The sequence below is a fragment of the Bacillus sp. JJ722 genome (genome assembly GCF_036963345.1).
Lineage (GTDB): Bacteria > Bacillota > Bacilli > Bacillales > DSM-1321 > Bacillus_AD.
Genome location: NZ_JBALMO010000061.1, coordinates 1 through 21,237 on the forward strand (window position 1 = coordinate 1; position 21,237 = coordinate 21,237).

The following is a 21,237-nucleotide window of genomic DNA, read 5'->3' on the forward strand; positions in this document are numbered from 1 at the left end:
AACTATTATTTTATATATATTTCACACTTATTCATATTTTATACTATTATATTTAGAGAATTAGAGTAGAAACTATATATATGCATTTTATAATATTAACATAGCCCTAATTTAGAGTCAATTTTTTTTAGACACAAGAATATAATAACCCTTCTTTTTCACTACTACTTCAACGTTACCGAATAATGATTCCATCTTTTCCATTGCCGATGGTGCTCCTTGCTTCTTTTGGATTACCACCCAAAGTTCGCCACCCGAACATAGATGATCATAACTTTTTGTGAAAATATCATGAACGACGCTTTTTCCTGCGCGAATCGGAGGATTCGTTAAAATTGCTGCGAAGGATATATTTTTTACTCCTTCTAAAACATTACTCTCGTAAAATTCAACATTTGAAATTCCATTAAAAGCGGCATTTTCTTTTGCAAGCTCAATTGCTCTCGCATTCACATCTATCATTTCAACCACTAAATCTTGATAAGTATATGCTAAGCTAAGTCCAATCGGACCGTAACCGCAACCTACATCTAGCAGTCCGCCTTCTACACCATCCGGATAAGTAAAAGATTCTATTAATAAACGCGAACCAAAATCCACTTCTTTCTTCGAAAAAACTCCGTTATCTGTTTTAAAACGGAAGTTCTTCCCTCTCAGAGTAAATTCCCAATATTTCGGATCACTTTCCGCGCTTGGGTTCTTAGAATAATAATGATTTGTCAATAGATACTCCTCCTTCAGAAAAGGTTAATGGAAGTTAAGATAATCAGAAGATGAAGCAACGGAGAATCAACTTAATCTTAGCAGTTAATAAGACTTAAGGCAAAAAAAGCTCGCTGAATTCAGCGAGCTTTTCTTAAGCAATATTACTTAACTTCAACGTTTGCTCCAACTTCTTCAAGTTTAGCTTTAAGTTCTTCAGCTTCTTCTTTAGAAACGCCTTCTTTAAGTGCTTTTGGAGCGTTATCAACGATTTCTTTTGCTTCTTTAAGTCCAAGACCTGTAACTTCACGTACAACCTTGATAACTTTGATTTTTTGATCTCCAGCAGATGCTAGAACTACTTCAAATTCAGTTTGCTCAGCAGCAGCGTCTCCGCCTGCAGCTCCGCCCATCATTGCTACTGGTGCAGCAGCTGTTACGCCAAACTCTTCTTCGATTGCTTTTACAAGGTCATTAAGTTCTAAAACAGTCATATTTTTAACTGCTTCAATGATTTGTTCTTTAGTCATTATATTGTTCCTCCCAAATAGTGATTTTTATCGTCAAACATTATTAAATGCAACGTAGTAATTACGCGCCTTGTTCTTCTTTTTGATCTGCAACTGCTTTAGTAGCAAGAGCAAGATTACGGATTGGTGCTTGAAGTACGCTAAGCAACATAGAAAGAAGACCTTCACGTGATGGAAGTTCAGCAAGAGCTTTAACTTCTTCTTTAGTAGCAACTGTACCTTCGATTACACCAGCTTTAATTTCTAAAGCTTCGTGTTTTTTAGCGAAATCATTAAGGATTTTCGCAGGTGCAACTACATCTTCGTCTGAAAATGCGATTGCATTTGGACCAGTTAGAGCTTCATTTAATGCAGAAAGCTCCACTGAATCTGCAGCAAGACGTGTAAGTGAGTTTTTGTAGACTTTGAATTCTACTCCAGCTTCACGAAGTTGTTTACGAAGTTCTGTAACTTCAGCAACGTTTAATCCACGGTAATCAACAACGATTGTTGATTTGCTAGATTTCATCTTGTCAGCAATTTCTGATACGATCTGTTTTTTTGCTTCAATAGCACTGCTCATGGTTTTACACCTCCTGTATATTTGCTCGAAACACATTTATACCGGTTAAAAAGAAAACCCTCAAATCAAAACTAGACATGAGGGCAGTAAATTCCAGAAAATAGTCAGTGACTATATATATCGAAATTACCTCGGTAGGATATTAAGCTCTCAAAATAGAGCACCTACTGTCTATGGTACAAATGGTATTCATTTTTCAACAAGAGAAATTATATAACATCCAACATGTGAATGTCAAATAAAATTCTTGTTATTAGAAAGTAGAAGGATCTACTTTAATTCCAGGGCCCATTGTAGAAGTTACAGTTACATTTTTCATGTAAGTACCTTTAGCAGCCGCTGGTTTAACTTTTAATAAAGTTTCGTTAATTGCAGCGAAGTTTTCAACTAATTTGTTGTCTTCGAAAGAAACTTTACCGATTGGCACATGGATGTTACCAGATTTATCTACACGGTATTCAACTTTACCGGCTTTAATTTCATTAACAGCTTTTGTCACGTCGAAAGTAACAGTTCCTGTTTTAGGGTTTGGCATTAAACCTTTAGGTCCTAATACACGACCAAGTTTACCAACTTCACCCATCATATCAGGTGTAGCAACGATTACATCAAATTCAAACCAACCTTTTTGGATTTGAGCGATGTAGTCAGTATCGCCAACGTAGTCAGCACCAGCAGCTTCTGCTTCTTTAGCTTTCTCACCTTTAGCGAATACTAATACACGTTGAGTTTTACCAGTTCCGTTTGGAAGAACTAGAGCTCCACGAATTTGTTGGTCAGCTTTCTTAGGATCTACTCCAAGACGGAAAGCAACCTCAACTGTTGCATCAAATTTAGCGAAGTTTGTTTTCTTCACTAATTCAATAGCTTCTGTTGCTGTGTAAGCTTTTGAACGGTCAACAAGCTTTACAGCTTCTGCATATTTCTTACTTTTTTTAGCCATTTTAAATCCTCCTAATAATGTGGTTTTAACGGTATAAGCCTCCCACGAAAAAGGTTGCGAATAATCTTATGAAATCCGCAACCCCGTAGAAACGTCTATCTATTTCGCAAAGGATTAATCTTCGATGACAATACCCATGCTACGTGCAGTACCTTCAACCATACGCATTGCAGACTCAACGTTTGCAGCGTTTAGATCAGGCATTTTAGTTTCAGCAATCTCACGCACTTTGTCGCGTTTAACTGTTGCAACTTTTTTACGATTTGGTTCACCAGAACCAGACTCAATACCAGCCGCTTTTTTAAGTAATACAGCAGCAGGTGGAGTTTTCGTAATAAATGTAAATGAACGGTCTTCGAAAACCGTAATTTCTACAGGAATGATAAGACCAGCTTGTTCTGCAGTACGAGCGTTGAACTCTTTACAGAAACCCATGATGTTAACACCTGCTTGACCTAGTGCTGGACCAACTGGTGGAGCTGGATTAGCTTTAGCTGCAGGAATCTGAAGTTTTACAATCTTGATAACTTTTTTAGCCACGAGACACACCTCCTTAAAGTCCGTGATGTGGTAATAGGGGCTCGTTCCCCTCCCACTCATATATTCTTTATATTATTGAAATAAAGAACTAAACAATTGTTCAGGTCTCTAGTCATTGAGACATACTGACCTATGAAATTTTATCATTTCTATTACTAGATAGCAAGTTTTTTCGAATTATAATTTTTCCACTTGGTTAAAATCAAGCTCTACCTTCGTGTCACGTCCAAACATATTAACTAGAACTTTCAGTTTAGCTTTATCCCCATCAAGCTCTTCAATTGTACCTGAATATGATGCGAATGGCCCTTCTTTGATTTGAACTGTTTCACCAAGCTCATAATCTGTTTCAAAACGCTTTTCTTCCATTCCCATCTGTTTAAGTAGTGTTACTACCTCTTCAGGTAAAAGTGGAGTTGGTTTTGAACCTGAACCCGCTGATCCAACGAAACCAGTTACACCAGGTGTATTACGGACAACATACCAAGAATCATCTGTCATGATAATTTCCACAAGCACATAACCAGGGAAAACTTTCTTTTTCACAACTTTTTTCTTACCATTTTTGATTTCTGTCTCTTCTTCTTCAGGTACTACTACTCGGAAAATTTTATCTTGCATTCCCATAGATTCTACACGCTTTTCCAAGTTAGCTTTTACTTTATTCTCATAACCGGAATAAGTGTGAACAACATACCAATTCTTTTCCATTTAATTTAGGACTTTACGTCCTTCCCTCCCTGCCTTAAATTCATCTAATTAGGCTTAAAAATAGTAAAGCTCATATAACAACTCAACAATGATTGTTTATTTTTCCCAAATTAAAAAACCCGTTTAACGGGCTTTTTTAATACATTCTATTCTATCACTATTATGACTATTTTACGAATAACTTATTCAACATTAAAAACAAATTACCGTATTATTACTTAGTTACTAGACGAATGAGTTCAGAGATTCCTAAATCAATTACAGTAAAAAATAAGGACATAAATAATACTGTACTTAGAACTATAATTGTATAGCTAGTAAGCTCTTTCCTCTTCGGCCAGCTTACTTTTTTCATTTCGCGGATTACGCCACGAAAAAAATCGGTCAAGCGTTGCATGTTCCTAACCTCCACATAAATGAGTGCGTCGAAATGATTTATTTTGTTTCTTTATGAAGTGTATGAGCGTTACAAGTTTTGCAAAATTTCTTAATTTCAAGACGCTCTGATTTAGAAATTTTGCTACTTTCAGTAGAGTAGTTTCGGGAACCACAATCTTTACAAGCGAGAATCACTTTGGTTCTCATATATAAACACCTGCTTAAATCTAAAAATATGTCCCTAAAACCTTATCATGACTAAATTATAATGTCAACGGGACGAAACAATATATAGGAATATTTGGAAGGTTATATATCACTAGAAGGACTCTAAAGAGAAATCTCGCGAACTTCTAAATAACGCTCAAGTTTCCGCTTTACTCTTTGAAGTGCATTATCGATGGATTTGACATGACGGTTTAACTCTTCTGAAATTTCCTGATAAGATTGGCCATCTAAATACAATGCCAATACTTTTCTTTCCAAATCACTTAAAAGCTCTGCCATCTTTAACTCAATATCATCAAATTCTTCTTGATTAATAATTAACTCTTCTGGGTTTAATATTTTTGCGCCTGATATTACATCTAAAAGTGTTCGATCTGATTCTTCGTCATAGATAGGCTTGTCCAAAGAAACATACGAATTTAGCGGAATATGCTTTTGGCGTGTTGCCGTTTTAATAGCGGTAATAATTTGTCTAGTAATACATATCTCAGCAAATGCTTTAAACGATGTCAACTTATCGCCTTTAAAATCCCTTATAGCCTTATAAAGCCCAATCATTCCTTCTTGAACAATATCTTCTTTATCTGCACCAATAAGAAAATATGTACGCGCTTTCGCTCGTACAAAATTACGATACTTATGAATCAAATAATCTAAGGCTTCACTTTCACCTTTATGAACAAGCTCTACTAGTATGTCATCATCAAGATGTAAATACTTATCACTTACCTTGTGTCCGTATTCAGCAACCAATCATAAACCCCCCGCCCCAATCATAAGTTAGAATTATTATACAGCAGTGATTTTTTTGACGTCAATATGTCAAAATTGTCCTCTGCGCCATTTTTCGAATTTTTCTGCTACTTCCTTACTTAACGGTATCTTAGAAGATGGTTTTGCTTCTAATTGCGTTTTCACCGTTTTTTTTACTTCTCGAGAGACATGACGACTCTCATTTAGCAGTTCACGTGCAGATTTCCGCAGTGCCCCCTGTCCAAATATCGCCCATTGCTCAGTATAGTCTGAGGTAGCAACATGAACTTGCGTTTGAATATTACTCATTTCAATCGCAAGTTTCTCTATTCGTTCATCTGCTGTCTCGTTTTCCTTTGTAAAGATTACGTCAATATTATAATTTTTATATTTTCTTTCTAAACCTTGAACGTAATACGCATCAAAAACTAAAATGACTTGAAAGCCAGTATACGCTTTATACTCTGCAAGAATTTCTATTAGTCGATCACGCGCTGCCGAAAGATCTCGTTTTTTTAACTCATTGAGTTCCGGCCAAGCGCCTATAATATTGTAGCCGTCTACTAATAGGACATTTCTCATAACTTACTGCCCCAGGGGATTTCGTTTTCGATACACTTCATACATTAAAAGACTCGCTGCTATAGAAGCATTGAGAGATGTTACCTTGCCTATCATTGGCATATGAACAAGGAAGTCACACTTATCTCGTAAAATACGACTCATACCTCGCCCTTCGCTACCAATGATGACACCGATTGGCATTGCTCCATCGAGAGTACGATAGTCATCGCTACCTTTTGCATCTGTTCCAACAATCCAAAGTCCACGCTTCTGTAATTCCTCGATCGTTCGAGATAAATTCGTCACACGCGCAACAGGAATATACTCAATAGCACCCGTAGATGCTTTTGCAACTGTCGCTGTTAAACCAACCGCTCTGCGCTTAGGAATAATGATGCCATGAGCCCCCGTCGCATCCGCTGTTCTCATAATGGAACCTAAATTATGAGGGTCTTCAATTTCATCAAGAATTAAAAAGAAAGGTGCTTCATTTCTTTTTTCAGCTAATGCAAATAAGTCATCCAATTCCGCGTATTGATAAGCTGCTACTGCTGCTACTACACCTTGATGAATACCATCAACCATCGCATCAATTTTCTTCTTTGGAACAATCTGTGTTAATACATTCTTTTCTTTTGCCAAATTAATTACTTGTCCCATCGATCCTTTTTGCGAGCCTTCTGCAATCCAGATTTTATTAATATCTCTTTCTGACTTTAACGCCTCTAGTACTGGATTTCTACCAATAATGAATTCTTCACTCATGAAGCGTTCTCACCTCAATTCCTTCTTATCTTCTGTGAAGTTGATTCCCATCCCAATAATTTCTTCCATTCTTTCCGTTCGTTTACTTAAATATAAATATCCAATTAACGCTTCAAAAGCGGTTGAATAACGATATGTTTGAACATCTGTATTCTTTGGAATACTTCCCGATTTAGCATTTCGACCTCTTCGTACTACCCCTTGTTCTTCTTCAGATAAAATATCTTCATCAAGAAGAAAATGTATGAACTGGTTCTGTGCCTTTGCCGAGACGAAGCGCGTAGCTTCTCGATGCAATAAATTAGGCTTGACTGCTCCCTTAAGGAGAAGATGATGCCGTATATATTTTTCATATACAGCATCCCCCATATAAGCCAAGGCCAAACTGTTCAGTTCTAGTGGTTTTATTTCATTGTATTCATTAATCACGCTTAGCCTCTTTTCCATCTCGTTCCTTGAGGAGTGTCTTCTAAGATAATATTCATCGCTTTTAACTCATCACGAATTTCATCTGATCGTTGGAAGTTGCGGTCTTTACGAGCTTGAATTCGCTCTTCAATTAACTTTTCGATATCTTCATCAAGAAGTTGCTCTTCTTGCAAGGATAATCCTAACACTTGGAACAATTGTTCGAACTCTTGTGTGAAGGCAGTAATCACATCTGAATGCGTATGCTGTTCCATCAAATAATAGTTCGCTTGTTTTGATAGTTCAAATAGTAGAGAAATAGCATTTGCTGTATTGAAGTCATCATCCATATCTACAATAAATTGATCATGAATATCTTTAATCTTTTGCAACCATTCATCGTTGTTATCACTGATGTTAGTCGCCATATCTACACGATGCTTCAAATTGTGATAAGACGTTTTCAAACGCTCTAATCCTGCTTTTGCATTATTTAATAGCTCATCACTGTAGTTAATCGGATTACGATAATGTACAGATAACATAAAGAAACGAAGTACCTGTGGATTATGACGCTTAATAATATCATGGACTAAAACGAAGTTACCAAGTGATTTAGACATTTTTTCATTATCAATATTAATGTATCCATTATGCATCCAATATTTCGCAAATGTCTTACCTGACAATGCTTCAGACTGCGCTATTTCATTTTCATGGTGAGGGAATGATAAATCTTGCCCGCCTGCATGAATATCGATTGTTTCACCTAAATATTTCTTTGCCATTGCAGAGCATTCAATATGCCAACCTGGACGTCCTTTTCCCCATGGGCTACCCCAAGAAATTTCTCCTTCTTTTGCCGCTTTCCATAAAGCAAAATCAAGAGGATCTTGTTTCTTCTCACCCACTTCAATTCGTGCTCCTGCACGTAAATCATCAATGGATTGATGTGACAATTTACCATAGCTTTCAAACTGACGAGTACGATAATACACATCACCCTCTGATTCATATGCATAACCTTTATCAATTAACGCTTCAACAAATTCAATAATAATGTCCATATTATCCATTACACGAGGATGTGCATCTGCCTTGTTGCAACCTAATGCCTGCACATCTTCAAAATAAGCATCGATGAAACGTTGCGCAACTGTTGGCACATCTGTTCCTAATTCGTTAGCTACACGAATCAACTTATCATCTACATCCGTGAAATTCGATACGTATTGCACATCATAACCGCGGAATTGTAAATACTTACGAACTGTATCAAATACAATTGGCGGACGAGCGTTTCCGATATGAATAAAGTTGTATACAGTTGGACCGCACACATACATTTTCACTTTACCTTCTTCTAAAGGCTGAAACGTCTCCTTCTGCCTATTTAATGTATTATAAATTTTGATAGTCATGCTTCTTACTCCTTTCATTGCGCAGAGTTTTCAATTCCTCTTGCATAGAAACTATTTCTTGCTCTAACTTCTTAAGACGATCTCCTGTTGGATCCGGTAAATCAGTATGATTTAGATCACGCTTCAATCGTACACCATCTTGAATAACGACCTTACCTGGAATTCCTACTACAGTTGAATTCGCCGGAACTTCTTTCAGTACAACTGAACCAGCACCAATCTTTGAATTCTCGCCAACTGTAATAGAACCCAACACTTTCGCACCTGTAGCAATCAGAACATTATCTTCAATTGTCGGGTGTCGTTTCCCTTTTTCTTTTCCCGTACCGCCTAATGTTACACCTTGGAATATTGTCACATTATCGCCAATCTCACACGTTTCTCCAATTACAATACCCATACCATGGTCAATGAAGAACTTACGACCAATCTTTGCACCTGGATGAATTTCAATCCCTGTAAAGAAACGACTTATTTGTGAAATAACCCGAGCCAAGAAATAAATTTTGTTTCTGTACAGCATATGTGCAAATCGATGTGCCCAAATTGCATGTAAACCTGCATAAGTTAAGATTACTTCTATATAGCTTCTTGCTGCAGGATCTTGATCAAAAATAACTTCAATATCTTCTTTCAACATTTTAAACACATGAATTCCCCCTAACCCCTTTGATGGAAATTGAAAAGCAGAAGCGTCCATTAAGCGGTATATCCCCTTTCGCTCACCGATAAAATAAAGGAAAGCCGTAAATCCAATAGCCGCTGAACGCTGAGTTAGACACCACACAAATTTATAAAAATAAAAAAGCGCCTCTGTCTACTGACAGAGACGCATAATTAGCGCGGTTCCACTCTGTTTGGAATTGATATAGCCGTAACACCATTCATTTCCCAACTCATCATTATAACGGTATGAGACCGCCTATACCTACTGTATCCCGGTTCGGTATAAGACTCCAGAGTGCATTTCAAGAAACGAGTAGCTTAAACCACTTTCAGCCGGTGGTGGTTCTCTCTAAAAAGCATCCTTTCTTTACTTCTCTCCATCTACGCAAAATATTCATAATTAATTATTACTATATTATATTTTTAACACTTTGTTAATCTAAAATACTCAAAAGGCGATTTTTTATTTTTTCCTTACCGATTAGAGCAATTGCTTGTGGAAGGTCAGGACCATGTGTTTGACCTGTTGTTGCTACGCGGATAGGCATAAATAATTTCTTACCTTTTTGACCTGTTGTCTTTTGAACAGCTTTCATCGCTGCCTTAATTGAGCTTGCGTCAAATGTTTCTAAAGCATCAATTTCTTCCACAAATGCGCGTAACACTTCAGGTACTTGTTCTTCAACAAGCACTTCTTTACCATCTTCTTCAATGTCCATTTCATCTTTGAAAATCACTTCAGAAAGCTCAACAATTTCCGCACCATAGCTCATCTTCTCTTGATAAAGCACCATTAAATCATGAACCCATTTTTGTTTCTCTTCTGTTAAAGGCTCTGATAATTTACCTGCTTTGATTAAGTGTGGTAAAGCTAGTTCTGTTAAACGAGCTACATCTAGGTTCTTCAAGTACTGGTTATTCATCCATGTTAATTTTTGTGTATCGAATAACGCAGGTGATTTAGATAATCTCTTCTCATCAAAGATTTCAATAAATTGTTCCTTCGCGAAGATTTCTTCTTCTCCACCTGGCGCCCATCCAAGCAATGCAATAAAGTTAAAGATCGCTTCTGGCAAGTATCCTAAGTCAGCATATTGCTCGATAAATTGAATGATAGACTCATCGCGCTTACTTAGCTTACGACGGCTTTCATTAACGATTAACGTCATATGTCCGAATACTGGTAGTTCCCATCCTAACGCTTCGTAAATCATAATTTGTTTCGGTGTATTAGAAATGTGATCGTCTCCACGCAATACGTGTGAAATTTCCATTAAGTGATCATCGATTGCTACCGCAAAATTATACGTAGGTGTACCATCTTTCTTTACGATAACTAAATCGCTAATTCCTTCTGATTCAAATGATACCTCACCTTTTACCATATCATTGAAAGAGAATACTGTATCAGCAGGTACAGCGAAACGAACACTTGGTTGTCTACCTTCCTCTTCTAACTTCGCACGATCCTCATCTGTTAAGTGACGGCATTTACCTGTGTATTTCGGTGTTTCACCACGTTCAGTTTGAACTTCGCGTTCCGCTTCAAGTTCTTCTTCCGTACAATAACATTTATACGCTAAGCCCTTCTCAAGTAATTCCGTATAATATACTTTATAAATATCATTACGTTCAGATTGACGATAAGGACCATATTCACCTGGCTTATCTACGCTCTCATCCCAATCAATACCTAGCCATTTTAGGTATTTTAATTGGCTTTCCTCGCCGCCAGCAATGTTTCTCTTTTGATCCGTATCTTCAATACGAATAATAAATTTCCCATTGTTGTGACGTGCAAATAAGTAATTGAATAGTGCCGTACGAGCATTACCAATATGTAAGTGACCCGTTGGACTTGGAGCATAACGGACTCTGATGTCTTTGCTCATGTTTTACGCCTCCTAAGTATTTTAGTTACAGTTGTTCTGTACAAGTATTTCTCCATTTTACCACTGTAGAACTATGGAAAAAAGTGTCGTTTTATTTCTTATTTATATTTTTTTAATGAGTATAGCTACTTGAGCAGCAATCCCTTCGCCTCTCCCAGTAAATCCAAGCTTTTCAGTCGTCGTTGCCTTCACATTTACCAACTCCACTGGTGCTTCTAGAAGCTCTGCAATACGACTTCTCATTGCTTCAATATACGGAAGCATCTTTGGCTTCTGAGCAATAATTGTGCAATCTACGTTTCCAAGTTCATAGCCTTTTTCCTTCACAAGCATCCATACATGTTGTAATAACTTTGCAGAATCTGCTCCTTCAAAATCTGGATCTGTATCAGGGAAATGCTTACCAATATCGCCTTCACCAACCGCACCTAAACATGCATCTGCTACTGTATGCAACAATACATCAGCATCTGAATGACCAAGCAAACCTTTCTCGTAAGGTATCGTAATACCTCCGATAATTAAAGGTCTTCCCTCTACTAATTGGTGTACATCGAAGCCTTGTCCAATTCGAAACATGTTCATTCTCCTTTTTCTTTATATCTTAACTTGCTAAAAATCATTTCAGCAATATATAAATCTTCTGGCGTCGTAATTTTTATATTATCATAATCATCTTCTACCATATAAACCGCATCTCCAACTTCTTCTACAAGACTAGCGTCATCTGTTCCAAGAAATCCTCTCGCTTCGGCAGCTTCATGCGCTTTTTTCAATACAGAAACACGAAAAGCTTGTGGCGTATGCACCGCCCACAAGCTTGATCGTTCTACAGTATCTATAACTTGTCCGTCTTTCACTCTCTTGATCGTATCTTTCACAGGCACCCCCGGAATGGCACTACCTTGTTCTTTCGCACTCTTTACCAATTGATAAATTAATTCCTTTTTAACAAATGGACGTGCTCCATCATGAACAAGTACAATATTTGTGTCTGATTCAGATACATGTTTCAAGCCGTTATATACACTGTTTTGCCGCTCTTTTCCACCAGCTACCAATTGAATTCTTTTGTTGAATTGGTATTGCCCAATCAATTCTTCAAAAGGTTGTTTTTCCTGCGGGTTTATAGGAAGAATAATATGCTTACAATATGGATCTTGATCAAATACCTTTATCGTTTGAACAATAAGAGGTTCATTCGCAAGTTCAAGAAATATTTTATTTCTTCCTGCTTTCATTCTCTTACCTTGTCCAGCGGCTAGTATAATGACTTCATAAAACATATTCAACTATTCTCCCGTCTTCTGCTATAAAGCTTTTTCTAGTAATTTTGGCTTCGCAAAAATCATGCGTCCTGCAGATGTTTGTAGTACGCTCGTTACAATTACATCGATTTGCTTACCAATGTAGTCTCTTCCTTCTTCTACTACAATCATTGTACCATCATCTAAATAAGCAACACCTTGATTTTGCTCTTTACCGTCTTTAATAACGAGAACGTTCATTTCTTCACCTGGAATAACAACCGGTTTAATCGCATTTGCTAAGTCATTGATGTTTAGCACGGGTACGTTCTGAAACTCACATACTTTATTTAAATTAAAGTCATTTGTTACAAGAATACCTTCCATCACTTTTGCTAGCTTAATTAGCTTACTATCAACTTCTTGAATCTCTTCAAAATCACCTTCGTAGAATTCTACATTAATAGCTACTTCTTTTTGAATTCGATTCAATATGTCTAAACCTCTACGTCCACGATTACGCTTTAAGGCATCAGATGAATCAGCGATATGTTGTAATTCTTCTAATACGAATTGAGGAATGACCAATGTACCTTCCACAAATCCTGTTTGGCAAATATCCGCTATTCTACCATCGATAATGACACTAGTATCTAGAATCTTATAGGTAGATTTCATCCCATGTTCAGAATTTTCTTCCTCAACTTCTAGGTTCTTTTTCTTATTTCCACTTTTAATCAAGCCAAGCAATTCATCACGCTTCTTCGTTCCTACTTGGAAACCTAAGTATCCGCACAGTAAGGTTATCACAATTGGAGCGACTGTGTTGACGACCGGAACCTTAATGGATGATAATGCATAACCAATTAAGAAAGCTACTATTAGTCCAATGACTAAACCAATCGTACCAAAAATAATATCAGTTATTGGAGCCTTCACAAGCAATTCTTCCATCCATTTAATGAAATTCAACACATAATCAACCGACCAAAAAGTAATAAGATAAAAAATGATTGCGCCTAAAATAGCTGTCACATAAGGATTGTTAATATAATTAATATCATCAGCACTTATCAGAATTAATATCTTAGGAATTAAAATCATCCCTAAAGTTCCTCCAATAATTAACAAACATGCTTGTATAATTCGTTTTAACATCCTTTTCACCTCCCTTATTCATTATAAGCAATTTATTTTTTTTAAAACCTGTCATTAGTTAGTTTTTAATAAAGTACATACCTTTAAATTAGTACGTATTTAAACCCTAAAAGGTTTCACCTTTTCACAAATTTTAAAAGTAAAATATATTTCTTCAAATCCCTAAACTATGGTGATTCAATCTTACATTGATCTTTCCGCTTGCATATAACTTCTTATTTGACGTAGACCTTCTTTGATTTTCTTCGCTCTTACTTCTCCGATTCCTTCAACATCATCAAGTTCTTCTACAGAAGCGTTCATAATCGAATGGAAGTCTGTAAATGATTGAACTAAGTTATCAATAATAAGAGCTGGAAGCCTTGGTATTTTATGAAGTATACGATATCCTCTTGGCGTAATCATCTCATCAAGCGGGACATAGCCGTTATATCCAAGTACTTTTAGAATCGTACTGTCTTCTAGGAATTGTTGATTGGATAATTCTTTCAGTTTGAGTAATACTTCTTTGGCATCTCCATTAGGGGGACATAAGTAGTCTTTCACAATTAATTCGTCTTCTTCCTCTAATGAAGAAATAACCTCATTCATTTGTAAGCGAATTAATCTACCTTCTACACCAAGCTCAGTTAAATAAGACAATAATTCATTCTTAATGCGAATAAACATCACATAGCGATGAAGAACACGCAAAAGATCTGCATAAGATACAAGATCCTCGAATTCCAATAGTCCTAAGCCACTGATACTTTGCTGCAAAACAGCTTTATACTTCTCAAGTGTTTGAACAGCTTGGTTAGCCTTTGTGAGAATAACTGCAATATCTTTTAGCGAATAGCGAAAACTTCCTTGATATACAGTAATTATGGTCCTCCGCTGTGATATAGCAATTACTAGCGCCTTCGTTTCTTTAGCTACACGCTCTGCCGTACGATGTCTCATCCCCGTTTCTCTTGAGGGAATAGATGAATCTGGTACTAGCTGCGCATTGGCTAACAATATTTTATCTCCTGTTTCATTCAAAATAATAGCTCCATCCATTTTCGCCAGTTCATATAAAGAACTAGGCGTACAAGGACAGCCGATTTTGAAGCCACCATCAACGATTTCTTTGACTTTATCATTAAATCCAACAACGATTAATCCACCTGTATTTGCTCTTAGAACATTGTCAATACCATCGCGTAAAGGGGTACCAGGAGCCACAAGCTGTAATATCTCTGATTTTGTTTTCTCAGCTTTTTTTTCACTCATATTTATCCTCCTAACGCTTGCTTCAACGCTTCAGAAACAGTAGCTACACCTACTATTTCGATACCTCTTGGAGGATTCCAACCTCCGATGTTGTTTTCAGGGAGAATAACTCTTTCAAAACCTAATTTCGCTGCTTCTTGCACTCTTTGCTCAATTCTTGATACCCTACGAACTTCACCCGTTAAACCAACTTCCCCTATGATACAATCAGTTTGTCTTGTTGGTTGATCGCGAAAGCTTGATGCAATACTGACAGCAATCGCTAAATCAATAGCCGGCTCATCCAATTTAACACCGCCTGCTACCTTTAAATACGCATCTTGATTTTGGAGAAGTAGCCCTACACGCTTTTCTAACACGGCCATAAGAAGAGGTACCCGATTATGATCAATACCAGTAGCCATTCTTCTTGGGTTTCCAAAACTAGTTGGAGAGATAAGCGCTTGAATTTCAACTAATACAGGTCTTGTTCCTTCCATCGATGCCACAACAGTCGATCCAGCTGCACCTTGTGAACGTTCTTCTAAAAAAATTTCTGAAGGATTTTCCACTTCTTCAAGCCCATGTTCTTTCATCTCGAATATTCCCATTTCATTCGTTGAACCGAAACGGTTTTTAACAGCTCGCACAATTCGATACGTATGATGTCTTTCACCTTCAAAGTATAGAACCGTATCCACCATATGCTCCAATAATCTTGGTCCAGCTATGTTTCCTTCTTTTGTAACATGCCCCACTATGAAAATCGCAATTCCTTTTGTTTTCGCAATTCTCATTAATGATGCTGTACACTCTCTTACCTGTGAAACACTTCCTGGAGCTGATGTTACTTCCGATTGAAACACCGTTTGAATGGAATCAATAATAACTAAGTTAGGCTCTACCTCATTAATCGCTTGTTCAATGAAATCCATATCCGTTTCAGAGAATACATATAAATGATCGCTAACTGTTCCCAAACGATCCGCACGGAGTTTTGTTTGTTTAACAGATTCTTCACCAGACACATACAAAACCTTTTTTTGTTTTTGTGCCATTTGAGCAGATACCTGTAATAGCAATGTAGATTTTCCGATTCCTGGATCGCCACCGATTAACACAAGCGAACCGTTGACAATTCCACCACCTAGGGCCCGGTTAAGCTCATTCAAATCCGTCATCATTCTTGATTCTTGATCTGTTTGAATAGTTGTAATCGGAGCTGCTTTGACTCGTGTTCCACTAGAGTTAAGTGTATGAGTAAAAGCCCCTTTTCGTTGAGGTTTTACGATTTCAATTTCCTCAACCATCTTGTTCCATTCGCCGCAGCCTGGACATTTCCCCATCCATTTAGGGGATTCATATCCACAAGATTGGCACATAAATTTGGTCTTCTTTTTCGCCAACCAAATACCCCCTTTAATTTTATTAAAATTAATTTATATTCATGTCGTTTTTATTATTTCTTAAAGTACTTTTTTATTTAAATCCGCCGCCGCAAATCTTCCTATTATTTACGATATAAACTATTATAGAAAAGTTTTCTTAAAAAAAGATTAAGGATTTCTTACAAATAGATTAAAAAACGCACAAGGCTTATAAAGCTCTGTGCGTTTTGGGTTGATTATTTACTCGTTGAAGCTACTTCTACAGGCTTTACTATAAATTCACCGTTATCCATATCAATTTTCACACGCTGACCTTTATGAATATTACCTTTTAGTAATTCTTCAGAAAGTTGATCCTCTACGTGTTTTTGAATAGCTCGGCGAATCGGACGAGCACCATACTCTGGATCGTATCCTTCTTCCGCAATTTTAGCTATAGCCGCATCAGATAACTCTACGTAAATATCTTGTTCTTCTAAACGATTAACAAGCTGTTTAGTCATTAATTGAACGATCTCTTCTAAATGTTTCTTCTCTAATGAGTGGAAAACAATCATTTCATCAATACGGTTTAAGAATTCAGGACGGAATGCTTTTTTCAGCTCTTCCATTACCTTACCCTTCATATCTTTGTAATCTTGCCCCTCATCTTGAATGTTGAAGCCTACATATTTATTTTTTTGTAGGGCAGAAGCACCTACATTGGATGTCATAATTAGAATTGTATTTCTAAAGTCTACAGTACGTCCTTTAGAGTCAGTCAGTCTACCATCTTCAAGTACTTGCAGAAGAATGTTAAACACATCTGGATGTGCTTTCTCAATTTCATCTAGCAGTACAACGGAATAAGGTTTTCTACGAACTTTCTCTGTTAATTGACCACCTTCTTCATAACCGACATAACCTGGAGGTGAACCAACTAAACGAGAAGTTGCATGTTTCTCCATGTATTCAGACATATCTACACGAATCATCGCGTCTTCGTCACCGAAAATAGATTCAGCTAATGCTCTTGCAAGCTCTGTTTTACCAACACCAGTTGGTCCTAAGAAAATAAAAGAACCAACAGGACGTTTTGGATCTTTCAAACCAGCTCTAGCTCGACGTACCGCTTTTGCTACTGCAATAACAGCTTCGTCTTGCCCAATGACACGTTTATGAAGAATGCTTTCCATGTTTAGCAGCTTTTCAGTTTCTGTTTGTGCAAGTTTAGTAACAGGAACACCAGTCCAGCTAGATACAACTGTCGCAATATCATCAACTGTTACTTCACTGTTTTCTTTACCTTGCTCCTCTTTCCAAACTTTCTTCGTTTCTTCTAATTTTTCTCGTAAGCGTTGTTCAGTATCGCGTAATGAAGCTGCCTTTTCAAACTCTTGGCTTTGAACAGCTGCATCTTTCTCTTTGCGCACCTCTTCAAGTTTTATTTCTAATTCCTTTAAGTTTGGAGGAGTCGTATATGAACGAAGACGAACTTTAGAACCCGCTTCATCTATTAAGTCAATTGCTTTATCTGGTAAGAAGCGATCTGATATATATCGATCTGAAAGTTTAACAGCTGCTTCAATAGAATCATCTGAAATAGATACTCTATGATGCGCTTCATATCGATCACGCAAACCTTGTAAGATTTGAATAGATTCTTCTATAGATGGCTCATCCACTTGAATCGGTTGGAAACGACGTTCAAGCGCTGCATCTTTCTCAATATATTTACGGTATTCATCAAGTGTAGTAGCACCAATACATTGAAGTTCACCACGTGCCAATGACGGTTTAAGAATATTAGAGGCATCAATAGCACCCTCTGCTCCACCGGCACCAATTAATGTATGAAGTTCATCGATAAACAGAATAATATTACCTGCTTGACGAATTTCATCCATAACTTTCTTTAAACGATCCTCGAATTCACCACGATATTTTGTGCCAGCAACAACCGTTCCCATATCTAATGTCATAACACGTTTGTCGCGTAAAATCTCTGGTACTTCATTATTTACGATTTGTTGAGCTAGACCTTCTGCAATTGCTGTTTTACCAACACCAGGTTCCCCAATTAGAACCGGATTGTTTTTTGTACGACGGCTTAACACTTCAATAACACGCTGAATTTCTTTTCCTCGACCAATAACAGGATCAAGACTACCTTCACGAGCGATTACAGTAAGATCACGAGCTAAGCTATCTAAAGTAGGAGTACTAGCTGTTGCAGAAGTATTACCTTGATGACCTGCTGATTCATTACTTCCCAAAAGTTGTAACACTTGTTGACGAGCTTTATTTAAGCTCACTCCTAAATTATTCAACACTCTTGCAGCTACTCCTTCTCCTTCACGAATTAAACCTAAAAGAATATGCTCAGTACCTACATAAGAGTGTCCTAACTTTCTTGCTTCATCCATTGAAAGTTCAATAACTTTCTTGGCTCTAGGAGTATAATGAATCGTTTGCTTCGCATCAGGTCCACGACCGATTAATGTTTCAACTTCTTTTTGAATTTTATCAGCACCTAAGCCAAGTGCATATAAAGCTTTCGCTGCAATACCATCACCTTCGCGAACAAGTCCAAGTAGGATATGTTCAGTTCCAATATTGTTATGACCTAATCGAATTGCTTCTTCTTGTGCTAATGCCAAAACCTTTTGGGCTCTCTCAGTAAATCTTCCAAACATCATAAGTATTTCCTCCTCACTCTTTATGTGTTTCCATATTCAAGCGGTCTCTAATAAAAGCTGCTCGGCGATAGTCTCTCTCTTGTGGTCTTAATACTCCGCCTGCATACTGTTGTAGAAAACCCGGCTGAGTTAAAATCATAAGTTCATTAAGAATGGTTTTAGAGATATCTTCAATATATCCTAAATCTATACCCAATCTTACATCGGACAAACATTTAGCTGCTTCTTTTGATTCCATTATTCGAGCGGTTGAAAGAATACCTAGCGACCTAAATACTCTATCTTCTAATTGTATGTTTGAGGTTTTGACTAATGCTTCTCTAGCCAATCTTTCTTGTGTAATCAGTTGTTGTACAACGCTCTTTAAATCTTCTACTATGTCACTTTCTGATTTACCTAATGTAATTTGATTCGAAATTTGAAATATATTGCCTAGTGCTTCACTGCCTTCTCCATAAATCCCTCTAACTACTAAACCTAATTGGTTTATAGCCGGTATAATTCGATTCATCCGTTGAGTGAGAATAAGTCCTGGTAAATGCATCATTACGGAAGCCCTTAATCCAGTACCTACATTTGTAGGGCAGCTTGTTAAATATCCTCGTTTCTCATCAAAAGCGTAATCCACTTGTTCCTCAATGGCATCATCAATACTACTTGCCATTTCTAATGCTTCGGATAATTGTAAGCCCGATAATATACATTGAATTCGTAAATGATCTTCCTCATTTATCATAATGCTGATTTTTTCATCTTCAGAAAGTAGGCTTAAACCAAAATGTGAATTCTCGGCTAAATGCGGACTGATCAAATGTTTTTCAACAAGCATTAATTTCTCTAGAGGACTCATATTTGCCATGTTGAGCGTTTCCAGTTGCTTTTCATTCATTAAATCTTCAAGTTTCTCTTCAAAAATCTCAATGATTTCTGAAGCTTCCTCGCTTTCAAGCATAGGTGGGAATGTATAGGTTTTTAAATTTCTAGCTAAACGAATTCGGCTGCTTAAGACAATATCTGATTCAGGTCCTTCTTCATTCATCCAAGAACTTAGCGCCTGATTCAAGAAATTCTGTAGACTCAATGATGATCACTCCTTTCTTCGGAGTGCTCTGCTTCTTTCTCAAGTAAACGAATTTCATCTCTTATTTCCGCAGCGTTTTCAAATTCCTCCTGCAAGATACTTAACTGCAAGGCTTGCTTGAGATCTTCAATTTTCTTGCGAAGTGAGATACTTCCACCGATTCTTTTCGGTATTTTACCAATATGTGTTGAATTTCCACTGTGAAGTCGCTTCAATATTGGTTCTAGTTGCTTACTAAATGCTTGATAACATGAAGAACAGCCAAATTTACCAGCACTTGCAAATTGCGCATAGCTCATATGACAATTATCACAACGAATATCGTTTCTGTTTATAAAAGGACTTTGCTGCGGTGAAGTAATACTTTGATCAATATTTAATAGACCGGCTAAAATACTACTAATAGAAAAGGTCGAGCTAGCATCTATCATGAGAATTTCGCTATTTCCTTGAGAGCATTTTTCACATAAATGAACTTCGGTTTTTTCCCCATTAATAATCTTTGTAAAATGAAGAGTAGCCGGTTTTTGTTTGCACTCCTGGCAAATCATCCGAATCACCTCTTTAATAACAATTACTGATACCTCAAACTCGTGAGCATCGCTTTCATCATCCGTGCCCTTAGTTCATCACGGAACGGTAAATCAACGAGTAATACAGATCGATTTATCACGCTTAACATGAGTTTTGCCTCACGATTATTAATAATTTCTTCATCCACTAATCGAAAAATCATATTTTCAGCTATTTGCTGAGGTAGTTTATCTTCAATAAGGTGTAGTAGCTGATCGATTACATGAGCATGGTCATACAATCTTACTTTTGCAATTCGTATATATCCACCACCACCACGTTTACTTTCAACAACATATCCTTTTTCGGTTGTAAAACGAGTATTTATAACATAATTGATTTGTGAAGGAACACATTGAAACTTATCTGCTATTTCACTTCGCTTTATAATGACAATTTCCTGCTCACTTTGATTAAGAACTTTCTTTAAATAGTGTTCAATTATGTCAGATATGCTTTTCATCTGCCCCCCTCCAATCCGACTTACTGTTTTTTCTAAGATGAATCTGACAATTCGATTCTGACTTTGACTATATTTGACTATAATTATATGAGAAAAAACACCTTTGTGCAACCTAGGTGTCTTGTCGTTCCCTTCTATAATCGCCAATTTTCATATTCATTTATACTTAGTTTTTAATTATTATTAAAAAAAGGAAGGGTTTATTTCATTTTCATGGTTGTAATTGTAAATTATACGATATTATTACTATTTTTCCAATAAAAAAAGATCAGCTATTTAGCTGATCTTTTAGGTAAGCCTGGCAACGTCCTACTCTCACAGGGGGAATCCCCCAACTACCATCGGCGCTGAAG

The 21,237-nt window shown here is 36.9% G+C and carries 24 protein-coding genes and 2 other annotated features; all 24 genes read right to left on the minus strand.

Annotated elements, in window-relative coordinates; genetic code table 11:
• Window positions 1-117: 117 nt before the first annotated feature.
• The 24 genes from V7014_RS09190 to V7014_RS09305 all read right to left on the minus strand — a co-directional run bounded on the left by V7014_RS09190 (window position 118) and on the right by V7014_RS09305 (window position 20,884).
• Window positions 118-723, minus strand: coding sequence for a class I SAM-dependent methyltransferase (locus tag V7014_RS09190; RefSeq protein ID WP_335506362.1), 606 nt, complete (start codon window positions 721-723; stop codon window positions 118-120).
• Between the two features lie 143 nt (window positions 724-866).
• Window positions 867-1,232, minus strand: coding sequence for a 50S ribosomal protein L7/L12 (rplL, locus tag V7014_RS09195; protein ID WP_335506364.1), 366 nt, complete (start codon window positions 1,230-1,232; stop codon window positions 867-869).
• A gap of 61 nt (window positions 1,233-1,293) precedes the next feature.
• Window positions 1,294-1,794 carry a 50S ribosomal protein L10 gene (gene rplJ / locus V7014_RS09200; RefSeq protein WP_335506366.1) on the minus strand — a complete coding sequence of 167 codons (501 nt, stop codon included), beginning with the start codon at window positions 1,792-1,794 and terminating at the stop codon, window positions 1,294-1,296.
• A 42-nt stretch (window positions 1,795-1,836) separates the two neighbouring features.
• Window positions 1,837-1,989: a sequence feature (ribosomal protein L10 leader region), on the minus strand.
• Between the two features lie 58 nt (window positions 1,990-2,047).
• The gene (gene rplA, locus V7014_RS09205; RefSeq protein ID WP_335506367.1) at window positions 2,048-2,737 is read right to left on the minus strand and encodes a 50S ribosomal protein L1; all 690 of its coding nucleotides are present in this window, start codon (window positions 2,735-2,737) and stop codon (window positions 2,048-2,050) included.
• Between the two features lie 114 nt (window positions 2,738-2,851).
• The gene (gene rplK, locus V7014_RS09210; RefSeq protein ID WP_026089433.1) at window positions 2,852-3,277 is read right to left on the minus strand and encodes a 50S ribosomal protein L11; all 426 of its coding nucleotides are present in this window, start codon (window positions 3,275-3,277) and stop codon (window positions 2,852-2,854) included.
• A gap of 177 nt (window positions 3,278-3,454) precedes the next feature.
• Entirely contained in the window at window positions 3,455-3,988 is a 534-nt protein-coding gene (gene nusG / locus V7014_RS09215; protein WP_335506370.1) for a transcription termination/antitermination protein NusG, read from the minus strand.
• A 214-nt stretch (window positions 3,989-4,202) separates the two neighbouring features.
• Window positions 4,203-4,385, minus strand: a complete 183-nt coding sequence (secE, locus tag V7014_RS09220) for a preprotein translocase subunit SecE (protein WP_205063530.1) — start codon at window positions 4,383-4,385, stop codon at window positions 4,203-4,205.
• A 38-nt stretch (window positions 4,386-4,423) separates the two neighbouring features.
• Window positions 4,424-4,573 (minus strand): 50S ribosomal protein L33, encoded by a 150-nt coding sequence (gene rpmG, locus V7014_RS09225; RefSeq protein WP_205063529.1) that lies wholly within the window; start codon window positions 4,571-4,573, stop codon window positions 4,424-4,426.
• 123 nt (window positions 4,574-4,696) lie between these two features.
• A complete protein-coding gene (gene sigH / locus V7014_RS09230) occupies window positions 4,697-5,347 on the minus strand; it encodes an RNA polymerase sporulation sigma factor SigH (protein WP_335506374.1) in 651 nt (216 codons plus the stop codon).
• A 69-nt stretch (window positions 5,348-5,416) separates the two neighbouring features.
• Window positions 5,417-5,929: an NYN domain-containing protein gene (locus V7014_RS09235; RefSeq protein ID WP_335506376.1), complete on the minus strand. Its 513-nt coding sequence runs from the start codon at window positions 5,927-5,929 to the stop codon at window positions 5,417-5,419.
• A 3-nt stretch (window positions 5,930-5,932) separates the two neighbouring features.
• Window positions 5,933-6,676 (minus strand): 23S rRNA (guanosine(2251)-2'-O)-methyltransferase RlmB, encoded by a 744-nt coding sequence (gene rlmB, locus V7014_RS09240; RefSeq protein ID WP_335506378.1) that lies wholly within the window; start codon window positions 6,674-6,676, stop codon window positions 5,933-5,935.
• 9 nt (window positions 6,677-6,685) lie between these two features.
• Window positions 6,686-7,045, minus strand: coding sequence for a Mini-ribonuclease 3 (locus V7014_RS09245; protein WP_438824896.1), 360 nt, complete (start codon window positions 7,043-7,045; stop codon window positions 6,686-6,688).
• Window positions 7,046-7,107: 62 nt separating this feature from the next.
• Window positions 7,108-8,505: a cysteine--tRNA ligase gene (gene cysS, locus V7014_RS09250; RefSeq protein ID WP_335506381.1), complete on the minus strand. Its 1,398-nt coding sequence runs from the start codon at window positions 8,503-8,505 to the stop codon at window positions 7,108-7,110.
• Entirely contained in the window at window positions 8,486-9,145 is a 660-nt protein-coding gene (cysE, locus tag V7014_RS09255) for a serine O-acetyltransferase (protein WP_335506403.1), read from the minus strand. The genes cysS and cysE overlap by 20 nt, the downstream gene beginning before the upstream one ends.
• A 182-nt stretch (window positions 9,146-9,327) precedes the next feature.
• Window positions 9,328-9,564: a binding site (T-box leader), on the minus strand.
• 41 nt (window positions 9,565-9,605) lie between these two features.
• Window positions 9,606-11,063 carry a glutamate--tRNA ligase gene (gltX, locus tag V7014_RS09260; RefSeq protein WP_335506383.1) on the minus strand — a complete coding sequence of 486 codons (1,458 nt, stop codon included), beginning with the start codon at window positions 11,061-11,063 and terminating at the stop codon, window positions 9,606-9,608.
• Between the two features lie 102 nt (window positions 11,064-11,165).
• Entirely contained in the window at window positions 11,166-11,642 is a 477-nt protein-coding gene (gene ispF / locus V7014_RS09265; protein ID WP_335506385.1) for a 2-C-methyl-D-erythritol 2,4-cyclodiphosphate synthase, read from the minus strand.
• A gap of 2 nt (window positions 11,643-11,644) precedes the next feature.
• On the minus strand, window positions 11,645-12,349 hold the full coding sequence (gene ispD, locus V7014_RS09270) for a 2-C-methyl-D-erythritol 4-phosphate cytidylyltransferase (protein ID WP_335506387.1): 705 nt from the start codon (window positions 12,347-12,349) through the stop codon (window positions 11,645-11,647).
• A gap of 24 nt (window positions 12,350-12,373) precedes the next feature.
• Window positions 12,374-13,468, minus strand: coding sequence for a PIN/TRAM domain-containing protein (locus V7014_RS09275; protein ID WP_335506389.1), 1,095 nt, complete (start codon window positions 13,466-13,468; stop codon window positions 12,374-12,376).
• A gap of 183 nt (window positions 13,469-13,651) precedes the next feature.
• The gene (gene disA / locus V7014_RS09280) at window positions 13,652-14,722 is read right to left on the minus strand and encodes a DNA integrity scanning diadenylate cyclase DisA (protein ID WP_335506391.1); all 1,071 of its coding nucleotides are present in this window, start codon (window positions 14,720-14,722) and stop codon (window positions 13,652-13,654) included.
• Between the two features lie 2 nt (window positions 14,723-14,724).
• Complete coding sequence (gene radA / locus V7014_RS09285) at window positions 14,725-16,107, minus strand: DNA repair protein RadA (RefSeq protein WP_335506393.1); 1,383 nt, start codon at window positions 16,105-16,107, stop codon at window positions 14,725-14,727.
• A 218-nt stretch (window positions 16,108-16,325) separates the two neighbouring features.
• Complete coding sequence (gene clpC, locus V7014_RS09290) at window positions 16,326-18,767, minus strand: ATP-dependent protease ATP-binding subunit ClpC (RefSeq protein ID WP_335506395.1); 2,442 nt, start codon at window positions 18,765-18,767, stop codon at window positions 16,326-16,328.
• Between the two features lie 13 nt (window positions 18,768-18,780).
• On the minus strand, window positions 18,781-19,848 hold the full coding sequence (locus V7014_RS09295) for a protein arginine kinase (protein WP_335506397.1): 1,068 nt from the start codon (window positions 19,846-19,848) through the stop codon (window positions 18,781-18,783).
• Window positions 19,845-20,399, minus strand: a complete 555-nt coding sequence (locus V7014_RS09300) for a UvrB/UvrC motif-containing protein (RefSeq protein ID WP_335506399.1) — start codon at window positions 20,397-20,399, stop codon at window positions 19,845-19,847. The genes V7014_RS09295 and V7014_RS09300 overlap by 4 nt, the downstream gene beginning before the upstream one ends.
• A gap of 23 nt (window positions 20,400-20,422) precedes the next feature.
• Window positions 20,423-20,884, minus strand: coding sequence for a CtsR family transcriptional regulator (locus V7014_RS09305; protein WP_335506401.1), 462 nt, complete (start codon window positions 20,882-20,884; stop codon window positions 20,423-20,425).
• Window positions 20,885-21,237: the final 353 nt, after the last annotated feature.